The sequence below is a fragment of the Acinetobacter terrae genome (assembly GCF_013004375.1).
In the GTDB taxonomy this organism is placed as follows: Bacteria; Pseudomonadota; Gammaproteobacteria; order Pseudomonadales; family Moraxellaceae; genus Acinetobacter; species Acinetobacter terrae.
Genome location: NZ_JABERI010000030.1, coordinates 21928 through 40259, shown reverse-complemented (window position 1 = coordinate 40259; position 18332 = coordinate 21928). Strand labels below are relative to the sequence as shown.

General features: G+C 40.8%; 15 protein-coding genes. 8 read left to right on the top strand and 7 right to left on the bottom strand.

What is annotated here, in order from left to right:
• Positions 1–602: 602 nt before the first annotated feature.
• Positions 603–1412, bottom strand: coding sequence for a hypothetical protein (locus tag HLH14_RS12255; protein WP_067724196.1), 810 nt, complete (start codon positions 1410–1412; stop codon positions 603–605).
• A 171-nt stretch (positions 1413–1583) separates the two neighbouring features.
• Here HLH14_RS12255 and metG point away from each other — a divergent pair, with 171 nt between their 5' ends.
• Together metG and HLH14_RS12245 are read left to right on the top strand one after the other, a co-directional pair.
• A complete protein-coding gene (gene metG / locus HLH14_RS12250) occupies positions 1584–3644 on the top strand; it encodes a methionine--tRNA ligase (protein ID WP_171533153.1) in 2061 nt (686 codons plus the stop codon).
• Between the two features lie 533 nt (positions 3645–4177).
• Positions 4178–5158, top strand: a complete 981-nt coding sequence (locus HLH14_RS12245; RefSeq protein WP_067723915.1) for an MBL fold metallo-hydrolase — start codon at positions 4178–4180, stop codon at positions 5156–5158.
• 47 nt (positions 5159–5205) lie between these two features.
• Here the strand turns inward: HLH14_RS12245 and HLH14_RS12240 are convergent, their stop codons facing one another.
• The gene (locus HLH14_RS12240; RefSeq protein ID WP_067723914.1) at positions 5206–6183 is read right to left on the bottom strand and encodes a diguanylate cyclase; all 978 of its coding nucleotides are present in this window, start codon (positions 6181–6183) and stop codon (positions 5206–5208) included.
• 303 nt (positions 6184–6486) lie between these two features.
• On the opposite strand from HLH14_RS12240, the gene HLH14_RS12235 reads away from it, so the two are divergent.
• The 3 genes from HLH14_RS12235 (at position 6487) to HLH14_RS12225 (ending at position 11845) form a co-directional block, all read left to right on the top strand.
• Complete coding sequence (locus tag HLH14_RS12235; RefSeq protein ID WP_067723913.1) at positions 6487–6864, top strand: VOC family protein; 378 nt, start codon at positions 6487–6489, stop codon at positions 6862–6864.
• Positions 6865–6988: 124 nt separating this feature from the next.
• Positions 6989–8239, top strand: a complete 1251-nt coding sequence (locus HLH14_RS12230; protein ID WP_067723912.1) for an exonuclease SbcCD subunit D C-terminal domain-containing protein — start codon at positions 6989–6991, stop codon at positions 8237–8239.
• 9 nt (positions 8240–8248) lie between these two features.
• A complete protein-coding gene (locus HLH14_RS12225) occupies positions 8249–11845 on the top strand; it encodes an AAA family ATPase (RefSeq protein ID WP_067723911.1) in 3597 nt (1198 codons plus the stop codon).
• A 63-nt stretch (positions 11846–11908) separates the two neighbouring features.
• Here the strand turns inward: HLH14_RS12225 and HLH14_RS12220 are convergent, their stop codons facing one another.
• Both HLH14_RS12220 and HLH14_RS12215 read right to left on the bottom strand, forming a co-directional pair.
• Positions 11909–12706, bottom strand: coding sequence for a thioesterase family protein (locus HLH14_RS12220; RefSeq protein WP_067723910.1), 798 nt, complete (start codon positions 12704–12706; stop codon positions 11909–11911).
• Between the two features lie 161 nt (positions 12707–12867).
• Positions 12868–13554, bottom strand: a complete 687-nt coding sequence (locus HLH14_RS12215; protein ID WP_067723909.1) for a YggS family pyridoxal phosphate-dependent enzyme — start codon at positions 13552–13554, stop codon at positions 12868–12870.
• A 124-nt stretch (positions 13555–13678) separates the two neighbouring features.
• Here HLH14_RS12215 and HLH14_RS12210 point away from each other — a divergent pair, with 124 nt between their 5' ends.
• Positions 13679–14716, top strand: a complete 1038-nt coding sequence (locus tag HLH14_RS12210; protein WP_067723908.1) for a type IV pilus twitching motility protein PilT — start codon at positions 13679–13681, stop codon at positions 14714–14716.
• Between the two features lie 25 nt (positions 14717–14741).
• Positions 14742–15863, top strand: coding sequence for a PilT/PilU family type 4a pilus ATPase (locus HLH14_RS12205; RefSeq protein ID WP_067723907.1), 1122 nt, complete (start codon positions 14742–14744; stop codon positions 15861–15863).
• Positions 15864–15922: 59 nt separating this feature from the next.
• On the opposite strand, the gene fur is transcribed toward HLH14_RS12205, so the two are convergent.
• Positions 15923–16360 (bottom strand): ferric iron uptake transcriptional regulator, encoded by a 438-nt coding sequence (fur, locus tag HLH14_RS12200; protein ID WP_067723906.1) that lies wholly within the window; start codon positions 16358–16360, stop codon positions 15923–15925.
• A 112-nt stretch (positions 16361–16472) separates the two neighbouring features.
• On the opposite strand from fur, the gene HLH14_RS12195 reads away from it, so the two are divergent.
• Entirely contained in the window at positions 16473–16871 is a 399-nt protein-coding gene (locus HLH14_RS12195) for an outer membrane protein assembly factor BamE (protein WP_067723905.1), read from the top strand.
• Between the two features lie 45 nt (positions 16872–16916).
• Here the strand turns inward: HLH14_RS12195 and HLH14_RS12190 are convergent, their stop codons facing one another.
• Positions 16917–17240: an RnfH family protein gene (locus HLH14_RS12190; protein WP_131270871.1), complete on the bottom strand. Its 324-nt coding sequence runs from the start codon at positions 17238–17240 to the stop codon at positions 16917–16919.
• Entirely contained in the window at positions 17240–18322 is a 1083-nt protein-coding gene (locus tag HLH14_RS12185; RefSeq protein WP_067723903.1) for an SLC5/6 family protein, read from the bottom strand. The genes HLH14_RS12190 and HLH14_RS12185 overlap by 1 nt, the downstream gene beginning before the upstream one ends.
• Positions 18323–18332: the final 10 nt, after the last annotated feature.

The window sequence follows — 18332 nt, the reverse complement described above, 5'->3', positions numbered from 1 at the left end:
TCCAATATGTTTTGGTGTTGTTTTTTCAACAGCACCAGATAACTCCTTCCGTTCAGTTAAGTTCTTTTATTTTTAAGTTTCTATCCACTGATTCTTCAAAACTGCCAAGCTGACCGAGTTCTATATTTCATTCATTCGAAGGAAAATTGAATTTATCGTATCTGTTATATTTAGCCACTCTTTGAATAAATAAAAATGGTCATGCCCACTCAATTATTAAAGCCCAGTTAATTCATTATTAACTTAATATATGGAATATTTTTGTACCATCTTCGGTTATTGATACCTATAAAATGATTGAGCAACCTCAATTTAACTCAATGTTTTTAACTCATTAAGCTCTAATTTCAAGCTTCAATACACACGAATTGCCCAATCCATAAATCAACTTAGAAATTTCAGGTGAATCATTTCATACTTGCTGTTCTTTTAATTTCGTATATGCACCCAAATAGAGTGAATAAAACATTCCTTTGGGAAAGATTTTCATCCAGAGAAATACACCATCCTGTGTTTGGATGGCGTATTTTCCAGGATCATTTCAGAGCTTCACTTTAGTGAATTTCAAATCAGTAGCATTCAATTTAATGATGCTTATTTTATTACTTTCTAAGCGTGCTCATAAAACTCACGACTGAAAACAGCCAGATAAACAAGATAAAACTGCGTTCTTTGCTGAAATGACTGACATCGGTACCATGCAAAATATTATGGCGTGTCATGGTCACAGTTGAGCTGCTATCCATTTTATAAGCGGCCAATTCTGCAAAATAAACATTCATTTCACAGGCAATTTTGGTCTTATGCCACAAGCTCTTAATTTCATGCCCTTTTAAACCGGGGACAATTTTGTAGACATCGACAAATTTGGTCTGGTTCTGTTTCAAGAAACCACGTTCAATCAGGACATCGGTCAATAAGCCTTCCAACTGTGCATACAAAAGTGGAATACAGCCTGCAAAACACTGCATCTGATACAGTTTAAATGCTTCTTGAATCACCAAACGGCGCTGTGCTTTATTTTCGGCATCAATCTCTAAAGCATCAAAGGCTTCAAGCAGTTCAGTCTGGAAATAATCTTTGATCACATCTAAAAGGTCGAAGCTTGCTACATTATCTTCATGTTGATTGGCCAAGCTCCAGATATGAATCAGGTTTAATGCATCATTGGCAAATTTTGCATCGACCGGTTGATCAAGATCGTCGGCAAGTACATCAAAATAAGCTTCTACTTGAGCATGTTGACGTAATGCTTGAATTAAATGGGTATGTTCACCCGCAGACATTTGCTGAAGATATTGCTCGGCGTTTTGCAAAATGCCTTTCCCGAGTTTGTTTTGAGCATTCTGATTTTGTGGAATTCGGGTCACTTCTCGTTCGAAATCATCTAAATCAAAATCATCATCAATCATGGGTTTGCTACTCATTCACATCTCTATAACTTGGTATTATCGCTGTTCTTGATCAGTGAATATATAAAAATCTACTTTTGAAAAGAATTCAGCTAATCCCTTGTGCATCTGGCATGCAACTAAGGTAAAATCGATCACCTTGCATAAAATACGAATGAGAGAGTCATATCCGTGCGTAATATCCTAGTCACTAACGCCCTTCCATACGCCAATGGTCCAATCCATATGGGTCACTTACTCGGTTATATCCAAGCAGATATTTGGGTTCGTGCCATGCGTGCAATGGGTCATGACGTGACTTATGTCTGTGCGGATGATGCTCACGGTACAGCAATCATGCTTCGCGCTGAAGCAAACGGTATTTCACCGGAAGCGCAAATTGCCAATGTGCAAAAAGAACATATGCGTGATTTTGATGGTTTCGGTGTGCATTTTGACCATTATGATTCGACCAACAGCGAAGAAAACAAAAATCGCTCGTCTGAGATTTACATCAAGAACCGTGAAGCAGGCAACATCGCAGTTCGTCCTGTAAAACAGTTATTCGATCCTGAAAAAGGCATGTTTTTGTCTGACCGTTTCATCAAAGGCACATGCCCGAAATGTAAAGCGGAAGATCAATATGGTGACTCATGTGAAGTCTGTGGCGCAACCTATAATGCAACAGAATTATTGAATCCAAAATCGACTTTAAGTGGTGCCGCGCCTGTTGAGAAATCATCAGATCATTACTTCTTCAAACTTCCAAATTTTGCTGAATACCTGCAAAAATGGACACGTGACGAAGGTCGTCTTCCTGTTTCTATTGCCAACAAATTGGATGAATGGTTTGAAGCCGGCTTAAACGACTGGGATATCTCTCGTGATGCGCCTTATTTCGGTTTTGAAATTCCAGATGCACCAAACAAATATTTCTACGTTTGGGTTGATGCGCCAATTGGTTATATGTCGAGTTTTGAAAATTACATTAAAAGCAAACGTCCTGAACTCAGTTTTGACGACTACTGGAAAAAAGACTCTGAAAATGAGGTGTATCACTTCATTGGTAAAGACATCGTTTACTTCCATGCGTTGTTCTGGCCTGCAATGCTTGAAGGCGCAAACTACCGTACGCCATCTGGCTTATTCGTCAATGGTTTCTTGACTGTAAACGGTCAGAAGATGTCGAAATCTCGCGGTACCTTCATTAAAGCGGAAACGTATTTAGAGAATTTAAACCCAGAATATTTACGTTATTACTTCGCCTCTAAACTTTCGGATAAAGTTGAAGATTCTGACTTGAACCTTGATGACTTCGTGCAAAAAGTGAATTCCGATTTGGTTGGTAAAGTGGTCAACATTGCTAGCCGCTGTGCGAAGTTTATTAACACCAAGTTTGACAATAAACTATCAAATGAATGTGCTGAGCCTGAGCTGGTGCAAAGCTTTATTGATGCGGGTAGCTCAATTGCACAAAACTATGAAGCGCGTGAATTCTCTGCTGCGATTCGTGAAATCATGGCGCTTGCTGACCGCGCCAACCAATACATCGATGAGAAAAAACCTTGGGCGCTTGCAAAGCAAGAAGGTCAAGAACAACAAGTTCATGACGTTTGTTCTGTTGGTATTAACTTGTTCCGTCAATTGGCAGTTTACTTAGCACCTGTATTGCCGACTTTGGCAAAACAAGTTCAAGACTTCTTGCAACTTGAAAGCTTCAACTTCGAATCTCGTAAAGATATCTTGGTTGGGCACGAAATTGCGTTGTTCCAACCGCTTATGCAACGTGTTGACCCGAAAGCTGTTGCTGCAATGGTGGATGCATCTAAAGATTCTTTAGCTGCCCCTGCTGAAGCACCAAAAGCTGAGAAGAAAAAAGAGAAAAAAGCTGCCCCTGCGAAAGTTGAACCTAAAGTCGGCGAGGCTGAAATTATCGGTATCGAAGACTTTATGAAAGTGGATCTTCGTGTAGCTGAAGTTTTAGCAGCTGCGCACGTTGAAGGTTCAGATAAATTGCTTCAATTGACTTTAAATGTGGGTGAAGCTGAGCCACGTAATGTATTCAGTGGTATTCGTGAGTTCTATGCACCTGAAGACCTTAAAGGCAAATTGGTGGTAATGGTGGCAAACCTTGCACCACGTAAAATGCGTTTTGGTATTTCAAATGGTATGGTATTAGCTGCGGGTAATGGCGAAGGTGTTTGGGTGATTTCACCTAAATCTGGTGCTAAACCGGGTGATAAAGTGTCTTAAGGTTTAATCTTTAAGATGATAAAAAGCCTCTAGTGATAGAGGCTTTTTTTTATTTTCAGTTTTTTGATTTTTAAACCAATTTATAGACTTAAATCAATATGCAATATTCCCTCTCCTTTTTAAAGGAGAGGGTTAGGGAGAGGATTTAGCTAATTCACAGCCTTACTTTACTATTTATAATTTTCTTTCCATTACGTAAGCATTAACTTACTTTTGAAAGATCAAAAGTAACAAAAATCTTTTGTTAGCTTGATGATACTTCCATGTATCACAAGCTAACGGCGACATCCATGTCGCCTGTCATATAAATCAATTTCAGCTAGATTAACTTATACTTACTTCATCCTAAAAATTAACTACCCCAAGCGCTGTCATCACAGCTCTTCAGCTCAATCAAATATTATTTTGAATAGATCCATGGTTGGTTTATTTGCAAACAGCTCTCCCTTGAATTTTAAGAAACATAAGACTTATATAAAAAATATTCCAAAACATGCTAAAAAATACATATCTTTTAAACGATAAGAATAACGATGAAAACACTGAATAAATCAATTGCACTAACGCTACTGGCACTCAGTTCATTTATAGCAATACCCCAAACCCAAGCTGCAGAAGCCAATTCTATCACTCAACAAAAACAGGTCGCTGGCTTTTACCAACACCAATTGGGCAATGTACAAATCACAGCGCTGCTTGATGGAACTAATTACCTCTCTCCTGCCTTATTTAAAGGTATTTCAGCAGCAGAAGTGACTCAAATCTTAAAAAAATATTATGCCAATCAAGCCAAAGATGTTCAAACCTCAGTAAATGCTTTTCTAGTCAATACCGGTTCATCGCTGGTTTTGGTGGATAGCGGTTCATCGAGCTGTAACGGTCCCAATTTTGGTTCAGTCGTAAAGAACCTGAATGCTGCGGGCTATAAAACTGAGCAAGTGGATACCATTTTATTGACCCATTTACATCCCGATCATGTTTGCGGCATTAGTGCTAAAGGTGTCGCCAGCTTTCCGAATGCCACAGTTTATGTTGCCGATAATGAAGCAAACTATTGGCTAAATTCAAAGCAAGTATCAAAGCTACCACCAGATAAACAAGCCAGATTCAAACAAACTGTTGAGAAAATTCAGCAAGCTGTTCAGCCCTATCAAACCACGAAACGCTTTAAGACCTTTAAATTAGGTGACAAAATCAAAGGTTTTGACGTGATCAGTACGGCAGGTCATACACCGGGACATTTTAGTTTTGCATTCAAGTCTGGCAATGAAGAAATCGTATTTGTCGGTGATATTGTGCATTCACATAGCATTCAGTTTGATCAACCCGAAACAGCGATTGATTTTGATGTTGACCCGAAAAAAGCAGTTCAAACACGTTTAGCCCAGTTTGCCCGTTTAGCGAAACAGGGACAGACCGTAGCTGCGCCACATTTACCTTTCCCGGGAATTGGACATATTTATTCCAAAGATGGCAAGAGTTACCAGTGGATACCGGTGCATTTTAAAGATTGATTAAAAAAATCCCTTCAATTGAAGGGATTTTTGACTTTATCTGCGTTTCAATTGTCTGCGGAACTTAAAATAGAATTTGACATTTCATCAGCAATAAAGCGTTTCCGCCCAGTCTGTTTGGCTTTAAATAAGTTTTGATCAACCAGATTCAAGAAGTGTATTTTGTCATTCTTGTTTGTAGGCAGAATACATTTAACCCCCATACTTAAAGTGACGTTTTCAGAAATAGGTGAAGCCCGATGTGGAAGATTGGCCTGATCCATCATGTGAAGAATCTTTGTCGCAACTTGAATCGCATCCTCTAAATGTGTTTCTGGCAATACAATGGCAAATTCTTCTCCGCCATAACGTGCCACTAAATCACGCGGACGGACACAGCAGCTTTCCAGCATCTGTGCAATCTGCTTAATACAGGCATCGCCAATAATGTGCCCATTAAAGTCATTGTATTGTTTAAAAAAGTCGATATCGATCAAAATCACCGACAGTTGCTTTTGCTCACGGATCGCGTTGTACCATTCACGCGAATAAAAATCATCAAATAGACGGCGGTTTGCAATTTCGGTTAAACCATCCTTATAGGAAAACTCTTCCAGCTTGCGATGTAAGGCGGTTAATTCTTCTTCCTTTTTCTTACGGTCAGAAATATCAAACATAAAGCCGACTAAACTTTCAACTTCACCATTTTCCTTGCGCACTACATGGACCACATCTCGAATCCAGCAATATCCGCCCGTGGCCTTCAATGCTCGATAATCCGCTTCATGATCTATGCCTGCAATGGATTGAGATACGCAAAAATTCAGCACATGATCACGATCATCCCGATGCATGCGGTCTGCCCAATCCTGCACCGACTTCCAGGAATCCTGTTTCCAGCCCAGTAACTTTTCAATTTGCGGACCAATATAACTAAACTGTTTAGTTGCCCAGTCAATGCTCCATGGAATGGCTAAGGTTGACTCCAATAATGTCTTGTAAAACATGTCATTCGGCAGATTATTATCAAACGGATTATCTGGCATAGTTGTGCTCTAATCTGGATACAAAAGAAATTCGATTACATATAAACCTGTGCCCTGAATGAATTTCTATTTGCTTTTTTTATGATTTACCTACTCCAAGTAGGTCCCCAAAACATAAATTGCTTTTCGCAACTGAATATTTCCATCTTTCAACATGGATAATTATTATACGATTTACCCCAAAGAATAAACACATCATTCCGAGCATTTGATTTACTTTAAAAGCAATCAAAAATCACTCATACGGCAAAAGCATCGCATCAATTTTTCTAAAATATTTAAAATAACGATCAGGGCTAAATCATGAATAACATTGTCTACTTTGAAATCCAGTCTTCAAACCCACCCAGAGACATCGACTTTTACCAGACTGTTTTTGGCTGGAAATTTACCAAGGTTGAAGGTCTGCCTATTGAATATTACCAGATCGAAACTGAAAACATGTCTGGTGGATTACTGAAACGCCCTGCAGAAGTACCACCGACACATTGTGGCACCAATGCTTTTACCTGTTCTGTCTTGGTCGAAAATTTCGATGCAGCTTCCAAGAAAATTCTTGCCGCGGGTGGCCAGATTGCCATGCCTAAATTTGCCATTCCAGGACGTTGCTGGCAGGGATATTTTCTCGACTTGGATCAAAACACCTTTGGACTTGTTGAAGCAGATGAAAATGCAAAATAAAAAAAGCCTGAAATTTGAATAAATTAACCCGACTTAAGTGATCACCCCTACTATGAATTACAGAGTAGCCCGCATAATTTATGGTAATTTATAGCCTTATCATACTTTGTGATTTGGGGCATTCATGGCTGTTCATTTTTTTCATACATCAGATTGGCATTTGGGACAATTTTTTTACAACCATTCACGCCAATATGAACATGAACAGTTTTTAACCTGGTTACTTAAACAAATCAAACAAAAACAACCGAATGCGCTACTGATTGCAGGCGATATTTTTGATGTCATCAATCCTGCATCTGCCGCACAAAAACAGCTTTACCAATTTTTAGCCGATGCCCATGCACTTGCCCCGCATATGCAAACGCTCATGATTGCAGGTAATCATGATTCAGGTTATCGCATTGAACAAGTCGAACCCTTGCTAGAAAAATACAATGCCAGAACGGTTGGAGTGGTACGTTGGAAGGAAGATAAAACTTTAGATCTCGATCGTTTACTACAACCCATTTATGACTTAGATAAAAATATTGTTGCTTGGTGCTTAAGCCTGCCTTTTTTACGTGCTGCTGAAATTACCGGTTTTAATGAGCACACCACCAATAGCCAAAATGCGATTGCCTATTTACATCAACAACTGATTAGCGAAGCCAAGAAGCGCAAGACCGATGATCAGGCGCTGATTTTAATGTCGCATGCGCATATGCAAGGCGGCGAAACTTCTGACTCTGAACGCCCGATTATTATTGGCAATGAAGAAGCTCTGTCTACCGCATTATTTGATGATGTGATTGATTACGTGGCACTTGGACATTTGCATAAACCACAAAAAGTTCAGCATCCGCATATTCGTTATAGCGGCTCACCGATTCCTTTATCTTTCAGTGAAATTAACTACAAGCACCAAGTGGTTGAAGTCAAAATTGAACCATCCAAAGCTGATGAAACTGCTTTTCAATTTGAAGCATTGCCTATTCCACGCAGTATTCAATTGCACCGGATTCGTGGTGAATTGAATGAGGTATTTACACAGCTTAAAGCCCTCGCCAGTGGTGAAATTGCCAATATTGATCAACGTGAATATATCGATATTGAATATCATACCGACACACCGCCCCTGCCCAATTTAAGACAACAGTTTGAAGATGCTTTGCCAAAAGACCGCTATCGTCTGGTTAAAATTTCACGACAATATAAAAACAATCAAGTGCAAAACTCGTCTGCAAAAATTCAGCTTGAACCGCCCACACCAGAAAAACTCTTTGAACAAATTTGGCAGAACAAAGGTTATGCACAGGATGATGCGGTGTTAAAAGATTTTCAAACTCTGGTTCAAGAAGCCCATCATTCACTTGAAGATAGCAACACGATTTAAGGATTTGCCATGAAAATTTTATCTATACGTATAAAAAATCTGGCATCTCTTGCTGGTGAACATTTTATTGATTTTGAAAGTGAGCCTTTGGCCAATGCCGGTTTAATTGCCATTATTGGCAAAACCGGGGCAGGTAAATCCACGATTCTTGATGCCATGTGTCTGGCACTGTTTAACCAAGTGCCGCGTCTTAAAGGCAGTGATGGTAAATTGGTAGATGTTGATGGTTCTGAATTACTGACCAACTCCCCTTTAACCGTGCTTCGCCGTGGTACCGGACATGGCTTTGCCGAACTTGTCTTTGTGGCACAGGATCAAAAGCATTATCTGGCACGTTGGGAAATTAAACGTGCGCGTGAAAGTGCCACAGGTAAATTACAGAGTGTACAACGCCATTTAAAATGTTTAACCGATGGTGTGGTGATTGCGGATAAAGCCAAAGCAGTGGATGCCAGTATTCATAAAATTACCCAACTCAGTTTTGAGCAATTTACCCGTGCAGTTTTACTTGCCCAATCTGAAGTGACTGCATTTTTAAAAGCACGTGACAATGAACGTGGTGCGTTACTTGAATATTTAACCAACTCCAATATTTTTGCCAAAATTGGTGAAATTGCATTTCGTAAAACGGCAGATATTGAAAAAGAGCGTAAAAAACTCGAAGAGATGTTAGGTCATATTGAGATTATTTCGGAGCAGGATCTCACTGATTTACAGCAACAACATCTGCAAATAAAACAACAGCTCACTCAACTAGAACAAGAAAAAACCCGACTTGAATTACAGCAACAGTGGTTTGAACATAAACATAAACTTGAGCAAGAGATTGCCCTTAAACAACAGCATTTTGATACACAGCAGCTTAGCCATCAGCAGCTTTCACAAGAACGCGAGCAGTTACAACGCTTAGAGGTGTTTTCCAGTATCCGTCCTGTCGTCTTTCAACAGCAGCATAGTATTCAGGCACAACAGCAACTTGCCCCGAAAATCTTACAGTCTGAACAGCAGTTTTTATTGCTGGAAAACCAATTTGAAGCAGAAAAAAAGATTTATCTAGCGGCTGAAACTGCCCTCAAAAATACCCAAGAATTTGAACAACAACATGACCACGCCTTACAGCAGGTTCGTCACTGTATTCAGGAACGCGAATTTATTGCGCAAGAATTTCGTAAAGCCAATGCCAAACTGGATGAACTGAAACTTCAAAAGCAGCCGTTAGAACAACAGCTCAATGCAAGCTTGCAACATGCTCAACAGCTTGAACACAACCAAGCCACCATCACGCAACAGCTGCAACACAGCCAACAGTTTTCAGCTTTAGACCACGGTTTAGATGTCCATCTAGGGCAACTTCAACGCTTTATTCAACACTATCAACATATTGAAAATAGTTTAGGTAATCTTGCAACTGCTCAACAACATTTTGCACAGCAACAACAGCAGCTTGAACAACATATTTCACAGTTTGGAAATGTTGCAGCATTAGAACAACAGTTAGCAGCAATCCGCCAGCAACGTGAACAGAAACTGGCTCAACAAAATAAGTTCAGTTTGATCGAGCAACGACTCACTCAGTGGTTTTCAGATAATCATGAAAAAACAACTGCTCAATCACAGTTAGACACTTTAACCATCACCTTACAACAACTGCAAAAACAGACCCAGCAGACAGAACAAGATTATCAAACTGCAAAATTAGAGCGTGAAAAACTGCAACAGTTTTTACAACAACAGCGCTTGTTGCATACTGAAAGTATTGAGCAGCTGCGTGATAACTTGCAATCTGGTGAAGCGTGTCTGGTCTGTGGCAGTACCCATCATCCTTATAAAGAAGATCAAAGCATTATTTCTAAAACGCTGTTTAATCTCCAGCAGCAACAAGAACAACATGCTATTGAACTTGAGCAAACGACATTTAAAATATGGCAAGATCAGCAACTCCATTTGACTCAATTACAGACTGAACATACTCAGACTGAAACGACGATTCTCCAATTAACAACAAAACTTGAAGCGACAAAAGATGCATTAGAGCAACTATTTAAAATTGCTGCATTACAGCTTAATTTAGAGCAGCCACAGCAAGGTCTGAATGAAGAATTTTCGGCAGCTCAAACACAACTCAAACTGAGTTTAGAGCAGGCTGAACAACAGATTGCAAACTTGATTCAAGCCTCCCAAGATCAGCAGTTACTCTCGAAGCAAATCCAAGAACAACATCATTTACTCGAATCTGCTCAGACCTTACAAACTCAAGTGAATGATGTTTTCTCTTGCCTAAGTCCAGCACAGCAACAAGCATGGCAACAAAATACCGTTCAGACGGCGCAGCAAATTCAACAGGATTTGCAGCAGCGCTTTAAACATCTGCAACAGCTACAACAGCTCAATACAGAGTTAAACGTACAACAACAGGGACTGCAAAAAGCACAGTCCGATCTTGGTTATCTGTTGAAGCAGCTTGAGGAGACTCAACAAGTCGTAAATGAATTTTCTGAAAAAGGACAACAGAATAGTAAAATTGCCTGTTCACTTATTTTTGATATGACCGGAACACAGCAAGATAAGCCGAATGATTGGCTAAAAGCCCATGATCAAAAACGTCAGCAACAGCAAACCACTTATACTGAATTAAAACAACAGTTTGAACAATTACGTCAAAATTTTGAAACGCAGAAGAATCAGTTAAACCAGCTTAAAGTCCAGCAACAACAGCATATGGATGCCAAAGAAAAATCGGATACTGAAATTCAGCAATGGTTGACGCTGCATCCTGATTTTGCAGCGGATCAGTTAACTCAATTACTGCTGATTGATAACACACAAGAGCAACAGATTCGTCAACAAATCCAGCAAGCCGAACGAATGCTAAATGAAGCATCTTCGGCTTTAAAAACCATGCATGGACAACTTGCTGAACATTTAAAATTACAGCCAGACTGCGATTTCACAGTATTACAACAGCGATTAGAGCAGCATCTCACGGTTTTAAAAACCCAACGTGATGCCTATGACCAGTTAAATTTAAAGCTCGAAGTTCATCAGCAAAATGTGCTGAAACTGCAAAAATTTGCCGATCAGATTCAAAGCATTCAACAACAAGAACATCGTTGGGGCAAAATTTCTGGCTTGATTGGCGATGCGAAAGGTAAAGATTTCCGTGATTACGCACAGCAATATAATCTCGACATTCTGGTGGAGCATGCCAATCAGCAACTTGCCATGTTATCGCAACGCTATACCCTCAAGCGTTTAGATCACTCGTTGAGCCTCGCTATTGTCGATCATGATATGGATGGAGAAACCCGTTCAGTCTCTTCACTCTCGGGTGGGGAATCTTTCCTGACTGCCCTCGCCTTGTCTTTGGCGATTGCCAATATGGCCTCTGGCTCGATGAAAATTGAATCGCTGTTTATTGATGAAGGTTTTGGGACCTTAGATGCATCTTCTTTGTATATGGTGATGAATGCCTTGGATCAGTTGCAAAGCCAAGGACGTAAAGTCGTGTTGATCTCGCATATTCAAGAAATGCACGAACGTATTCCGGTACAGATTCAGGTGAAACCATTAGGTGCCGGTGCAAGTACCATTCAAGTGGTCGGGTAATTTTAAAATCCGAAAATCATATAAAAGCCTAGAAGATGATCTAGGCTTTTATTTGCAAAAAAACTATGCCATGGGACGTAAAGTCAGAATCTGTTCACTGCGCCCGAATGGTCCAGAAAGATCATGCAACACGGAACTGGTTAGACCTATACCATCGTCGCCATATTGCTGCATGGTTTCCAGACCCAGCCACTGACCTTGCGGTAAACGGTGCATATGGATCTGTAAATCCAGATTAGGAAAGCCCCAGCTAAAAGGTGTTTCTTGACGTGGCACAATACCATTGGCGGTATCGACCATCCCCATTAAGCGGACAAAATCACTGGTCGTTTCACCTTCAACCATGTCATGTGGTGTTCGCAACCAAACAACGCCCTTTCCAGCACGGCGCTGATGACTTCGTGCTTCTATCGACTGAATATACCCACCCGGCCACTGACGAATTCCTTCCCACACTGGCGCATTTTCAGGCGCATTTCCATGAGCATCTTCCAAACCTTTTATCAACTGACTATTTTGCGTCATCATGCGCCAGGTACGTGCAACGATACAGCTTTTACCCTGAGCTTTCATTTCTGACTCAATCAGCTCAATGGTCTTGCCCGGGCGAATTACTTTGGTGGTGATACTAAACTCTCCAGCAGGAATCAGACCTAAAATATCTAAACTGATCCGGCCAATACGCATATCATTTCGTGGGGAAAACTGGTCTAATTCCGCACAGATAATTCCAGTCGCGGGTGCCATATGCTGCTCATGCTCATTCCATGCCCCTTGAGCCAGTATGGTTGAGCGGTAATGCGCCGTTACTTCTCCGACCACATCCGTATTTCGCCCGATCAATTGATAATATGCCGTCATAAACTTCCCTATTTTCTTGGTCGAATAAATAATTTTTATACAGATTATTCCCTTAGACGGTTCCTTTTGTACTCAACTTTAGTGGCAAGTTCAATTTAAAAAACAAAAACTGAACCCTAAAGTTCAGTTTTCAAAATGATCAAAATGGATGTAAGTATTGTTTACTTGGAATAATCCCGCGCACCAAATAATGCTGTTCCAACTCGAACCATGGTTGAGCCAGCAGCAATCGCCTCAGCCATATCACCTGACATCCCCATGCTTAAGGTATCCCAGTCTTCAGGATGTGCATGTTCTTTTTTAACGGTGTCAAAAAGTTGTTTTGCATCTGCAAAAGCCTGGATATTGTTGGGTGCGGGAATCACCATCAAGCCGCGCAATTTTAAATGTGGCAGCTGGCTAATATTTTTAACTAATTCCGCCACTTCATTCGGCTGACATCCGTCTTTCGTCTCTTGCGCATCAATATTGACTTGTAAACAAATATTCAGCGGTGCTTGAGAGGCTTCACGCTGATTGGATAAACGCTCGGCAATAATAAAACGATCCACTCCATGTACCCATGCGAAGCTTGAAGCCAAATGTTTGGTTTTATTGCGCTGAACATGTCCAATGAAATGCCACTCGATGTCCAGATCATTTAAAGTTTCAATTTTATCCAGAGCTTCTTGTAAATAATTTTCTCCAAATGCACGTTGTCCCGTTTGGTACATTTCACGTAGCGACTCACTTGGATGAGTCTTCGAAACAGCCAGTAACTGTACGGTTTTCGGCTCACGCTGGGCCTGTTTACAGGCATCTTCAATTTGCTGTAAAACTTTATTTCGTGACGCTTGAAGACTATTCATTGACGAGGTTCTCATTTTCGTTCATCTTTTTTTACTTTCCCTTTAAACTAACTGTTGGTTAAGCTCTGGGAAAGCCTTATTATTCTAACAAAATAAATAACATTTAAATGATCTCGGGGAAATTATGGACATCACTGAACTTTTAGCCTTTTCTGCTAAAAATGGGGCGTCAGACTTACACTTATCAGCGGGTATGCCACCACTCATCCGTGTCGATGGCGAAGTTCGTCGTATCAACTTACCCGCTTTAGAACATAAAGAAGTACACAAACTTGTGTATGACATCATGAACGATAAACAGCGTCGTGATTTTGAAGAAAAGTTAGAGACCGACTTTTCTTTTGAAGTGCCGGGTGTGGCTCGTTTCCGTGTCAACGCATTCAACCAAAACCGTGGTGCAGGTGCCGTATTCCGTACCATTCCATCAAAAGTACTGACCATTGAAGACCTTGGCATGGGTCAAATCTTCAAAGATATTTGTAATTTCCCACGCGGTATCGTGTTAGTGACTGGACCTACAGGTTCGGGTAAATCAACCACACTTGCTGCGATGATTGACTATATTAACGATAACCGTTATGACCATATTTTAACGGTCGAAGATCCAATCGAATTTGTACACGAATCGAAAAAATGTTTGATTAACCAGCGTGAAGTGCATCGTGATACACACGGCTTTAACGAAGCATTACGTTCGGCACTACGTGAAGACCCTGACATTATTCTAGTCGGTGAGATGCGTGACCTTGAAACCATCCGTTTGGCATTGACTGCTGCGGAAACGGGTCACTTGGTCTTCGGTACACTACATACTACCTCTGCAGCAAAAACCATTGACCGTGTAATTGACGTATTTCCGGCGGAAGAAAAAGACATGGTTCGTGCCATGTTGTCTGAATCATTACAAGCCGTGATTTCTCAAACCCTATTGAAGAAAAATGGTGGCGGTCGTGTCGCAGCGCATGAAATTATGATTGGTATTCCTGCCATCCGTAACCTGATCCGTGAAAACAAAGTGGCTCAAATGTATTCTGCCATTCAAACCGGTGCCAACTACGGTATGACTACGCTAGATCAAAGCCTAAAAACTCTGGTCGCTAAAGGCATTATCAGCCCGCAAACTGCCCGCACCATGGCAAAACAACCAGAATCATTCTTATAAGTTTAAACGGATTTAGGATCTTATTATGGATTTTAACGACTTACTGAATTTGATGATTCAACAGCAGGCATCCGACTTATTTATTACTGCCGATGTTGAACCGTCCATGAAAATTAATGGTCAGATTGTTCCAATCGCAAAGACCAAGCTGACGGGCGAAATTGTTGGGCAACTTTTAAACTCAATTATGAGTGAAAAGCAGCGTAAAGAATTTGCTGAAACGCGCGAATGTAACTTTGCCATCAGCAACCGCGACAAAACTGCCCGTTTCCGTGTCAGTGCATTTCAACAACGCGATGAACCCGGTATGGTATTGCGTCGTATTGAAACCGTTATTCCGACCATGGAGGAACTGAAGTTACCGCCTATTTTAAAAGAATTGGCGATGACCAAGCGCGGTATCATTCTGTTCGTGGGTGCGACAGGTACAGGTAAATCCACTTCTTTAGCATCTATTATTGGCTATCGCAACCAGAATTCTAAAGGTCATATCATCACCATTGAGGACCCGATTGAATTTATCCATGAACATGCGGGCTGTATCATTACCCAGCGTGAAGTGGGCATTGATACCGACTCTTTTGAAGTTGCTTTGAAAAACACCCTGCGTCAAGCACCCGATGTCATCTTAATTGGTGAGATTCGTTCGCGCGAAACCATGGATTATGCGATTGCCTTTGCTGAAACCGGTCACTTGGTATTTGCCACGCTGCATGCCAACAACGCCAACCAAGCCATCGACCGTATTATCCACTTCTTTGATGCGGATCGTCATAATCAACTGTTTATGGACTTATCACTCAACTTAAAAGCAGTGATTGCGCAGCAACTCATTCCTTCTGTTGATGGTCAGTCTCGTCGCGCAGCGATTGAAATCCTGATCAACTCACCTTTAATTGCAGATATGATCCGTAAAGGTGATGTACATGAAATTAAAGAGTTGATGAAGCGTTCACGTGAGCTCGGGATGCAAACCTTTGACCAGGCCTTGTTTGACTTGTATAAAGCCAAAAAAATTACCTATAAAGATGCTTTGAAACATGCGGACTCACCCAACGATCTTCGTTTGCAAATCAAGTTGTCAGAAGAAGGTGCCGAGCGCTTATTGCATGCAAGTTCGAATATCACCTTTGATGGCCAAGCTTAAAAGCAAAAAAAAACAGGCTTCAAAAGAAGCCTGTTTTTTTAACTGATTCTAAGTCAGCGTTATTTTTTACGTAATGCATCTTGGCATTCAGGTGCATCACAATAACCATAAAGATTTAAAGAGTGACCTGTCAAAGTAAAGCCATACTTTTCAGCCACTTCATGTTGCTGAGTCTCAATCACGTCATTGGTGAATTCAACGACTTTGTTGCAATTCTGGCAAACAATATGATCATGATGATCTTCTTGCATAATTTCGAAAACTGAATGATTATTTTCAAAATGATGACGCTGAATAATGCCTGCAGCCTCAAACTGTGTTAACACGCGATACACAGTTGCTAAACCGACATCTTCACCTTGTTCAAGTAAAGTTTTATAAATGTCTTCTGCGCTTAAATGGTGTTGTCTTGAATTTTCTAGTAATTCCAATATTTTTATTCGTGGAAGCGTAACTTTAAGTCCAGCTTTGCGTAAATCTTGATTTGAAATAGGCATGTAAAAAGGTCTCTCAACAAATTTAAAGTTGGAATATGCAACAAAGTTTAGATGCAGTATGATCTATCCGTGGATCAAATGCATCATAATTAATTTGGGATAGTGTAGCAAAATGCAAAAAATCATGTTGACGTTGTTCGTCACTTCACTGCTCGCAGGCTGTTCGACCTTGGGCGTGTATAAAGTTGATATTCCGCAAGGAACGCCATTAACTCAAGCACAAGCTTCAAAAATTCAGGTCGGTATGAGTCACCAACAAGTTCGCTTCTTGCTCGGTAGCCCTACAGTTTCAGATCCAATGAATCCTTTACGTTGGGACTACATCTACAACTATACGCCAGGAACATATGCTAAAAAAGCCAACATTCCTGCAGCTCACGGTCAACATTTAAGAATTTACTTCGATCCAACAGGCACTGTCATAAAAATTGAAGGTTTGGAAACGATTCCAGAATCTCAACCCGGCTTACCAGGATCAAAAGAAGCGATTCTAAATGCGCCCCCACTATAGCCGCTTTAAAATAAAAATAAACCCCTCAATGAGGGGTTTTTCTTATCACTTCAATTGTTTAAAGCGATTTCCGCGACAATAAAGTCCGACTGGATTTTCTGCAGCACGTTTTCGGCGAATATCCTTCGGATTGATCGTTAATGCGCGATAAATCTCGACACGATCACCGACTTGTAAGATTTGATTCGGATCTTGCAATCGCACCCCAAAGATCCCCAGTGAAAGTGGTTCGGGTAAATCAATCTGTGCCCGAATACCACTTTGCTCAATCGCGTCTAAAGCGGTCATGCCGGGTTGAAAAGGTACAGCCAGATGAAACTGTTGATCCTGAGCCGCGTACGCCACCCAAACCTGTTGTATCTCACTCATTAGACCAATTGTCCAATAATCGCAATCATCGCCAAGATGATCGATACAGGCAGTACCACACGCACTGCAATACGCCACAAGTTATAAAATAGCTCATTGCTGAAATTCATAGATTTACGTAAATGGCTAATTTTCATGATCCATCCAGCAAAAATGGCATAGATCAAGCAAATCACCAAGCCCCAAAGCATGAGTATCGTATTAAAAATTGGACTCATGGCAGGAATAGCCCAAACAAATACAGCAGCCAAGATCACAAGCCATTGAATCGCGATATTCAGTTGACGTTGTAGTAATTGTTCACGTGCCATATTGAGTAAAAGTGCAGATGCACTCACTACAGCAACCACAAACGCAAAAGTTGGAATTTGAGCATTGGCAGCAAAGAAGCCAAAAGCAACCACTGCTAATAATTGCGCAATCCAGATCGGTAATGCTGTTTTGGTTGCAACATCTTGTTGATTAACAGTAGGCAAACTACTTTGCCAGTACAGACCCATACCTAAACCGCTAGCAACGAGTGCCAATACGGTCGCACTGCCCCACTCGCTAAATTCAACTGGCGTCACTTGCCAGGCAGGCAAAGCCGTTCCCATCACATTTGCCAGAATCAAGGAAGCTAAAACACCCATAACACTTAAGATAACAATAATCTTTCGAGCTGCAAATGAAAGTGCAATTGCAACAACTGCTAAGCCAACGAACAAGAGATTAGGCGCAATCCCATTGAAAGCAAAATGACCCAATAACTGGCTTGCATTAGACAGCATGCCGCCTGCCAAGAAAGGAATAAAGACAACCGCTAACCAACCGACTACACGCCATTTTTGCGATGCATCTGCATCACGCGTTAAGCTAGACAATGCATTTAACGCTGTGGTTTTTGAGCGCTTCGCCAAGGCAATTTCTAAATAACAGATCGGTAATGCCAAAATAAGCATAGTACCTAACCATAACAACCAAAAATCAAGTTGACGATCAACTTGAATCCCTACAATCGGTGCTAATGTGGCAATGATGATAAAAGATAAACAAAATGCCATCAGCGGTGATAGCCATCGTGACATAGCATTGTCCTGCATGATGCGTTCC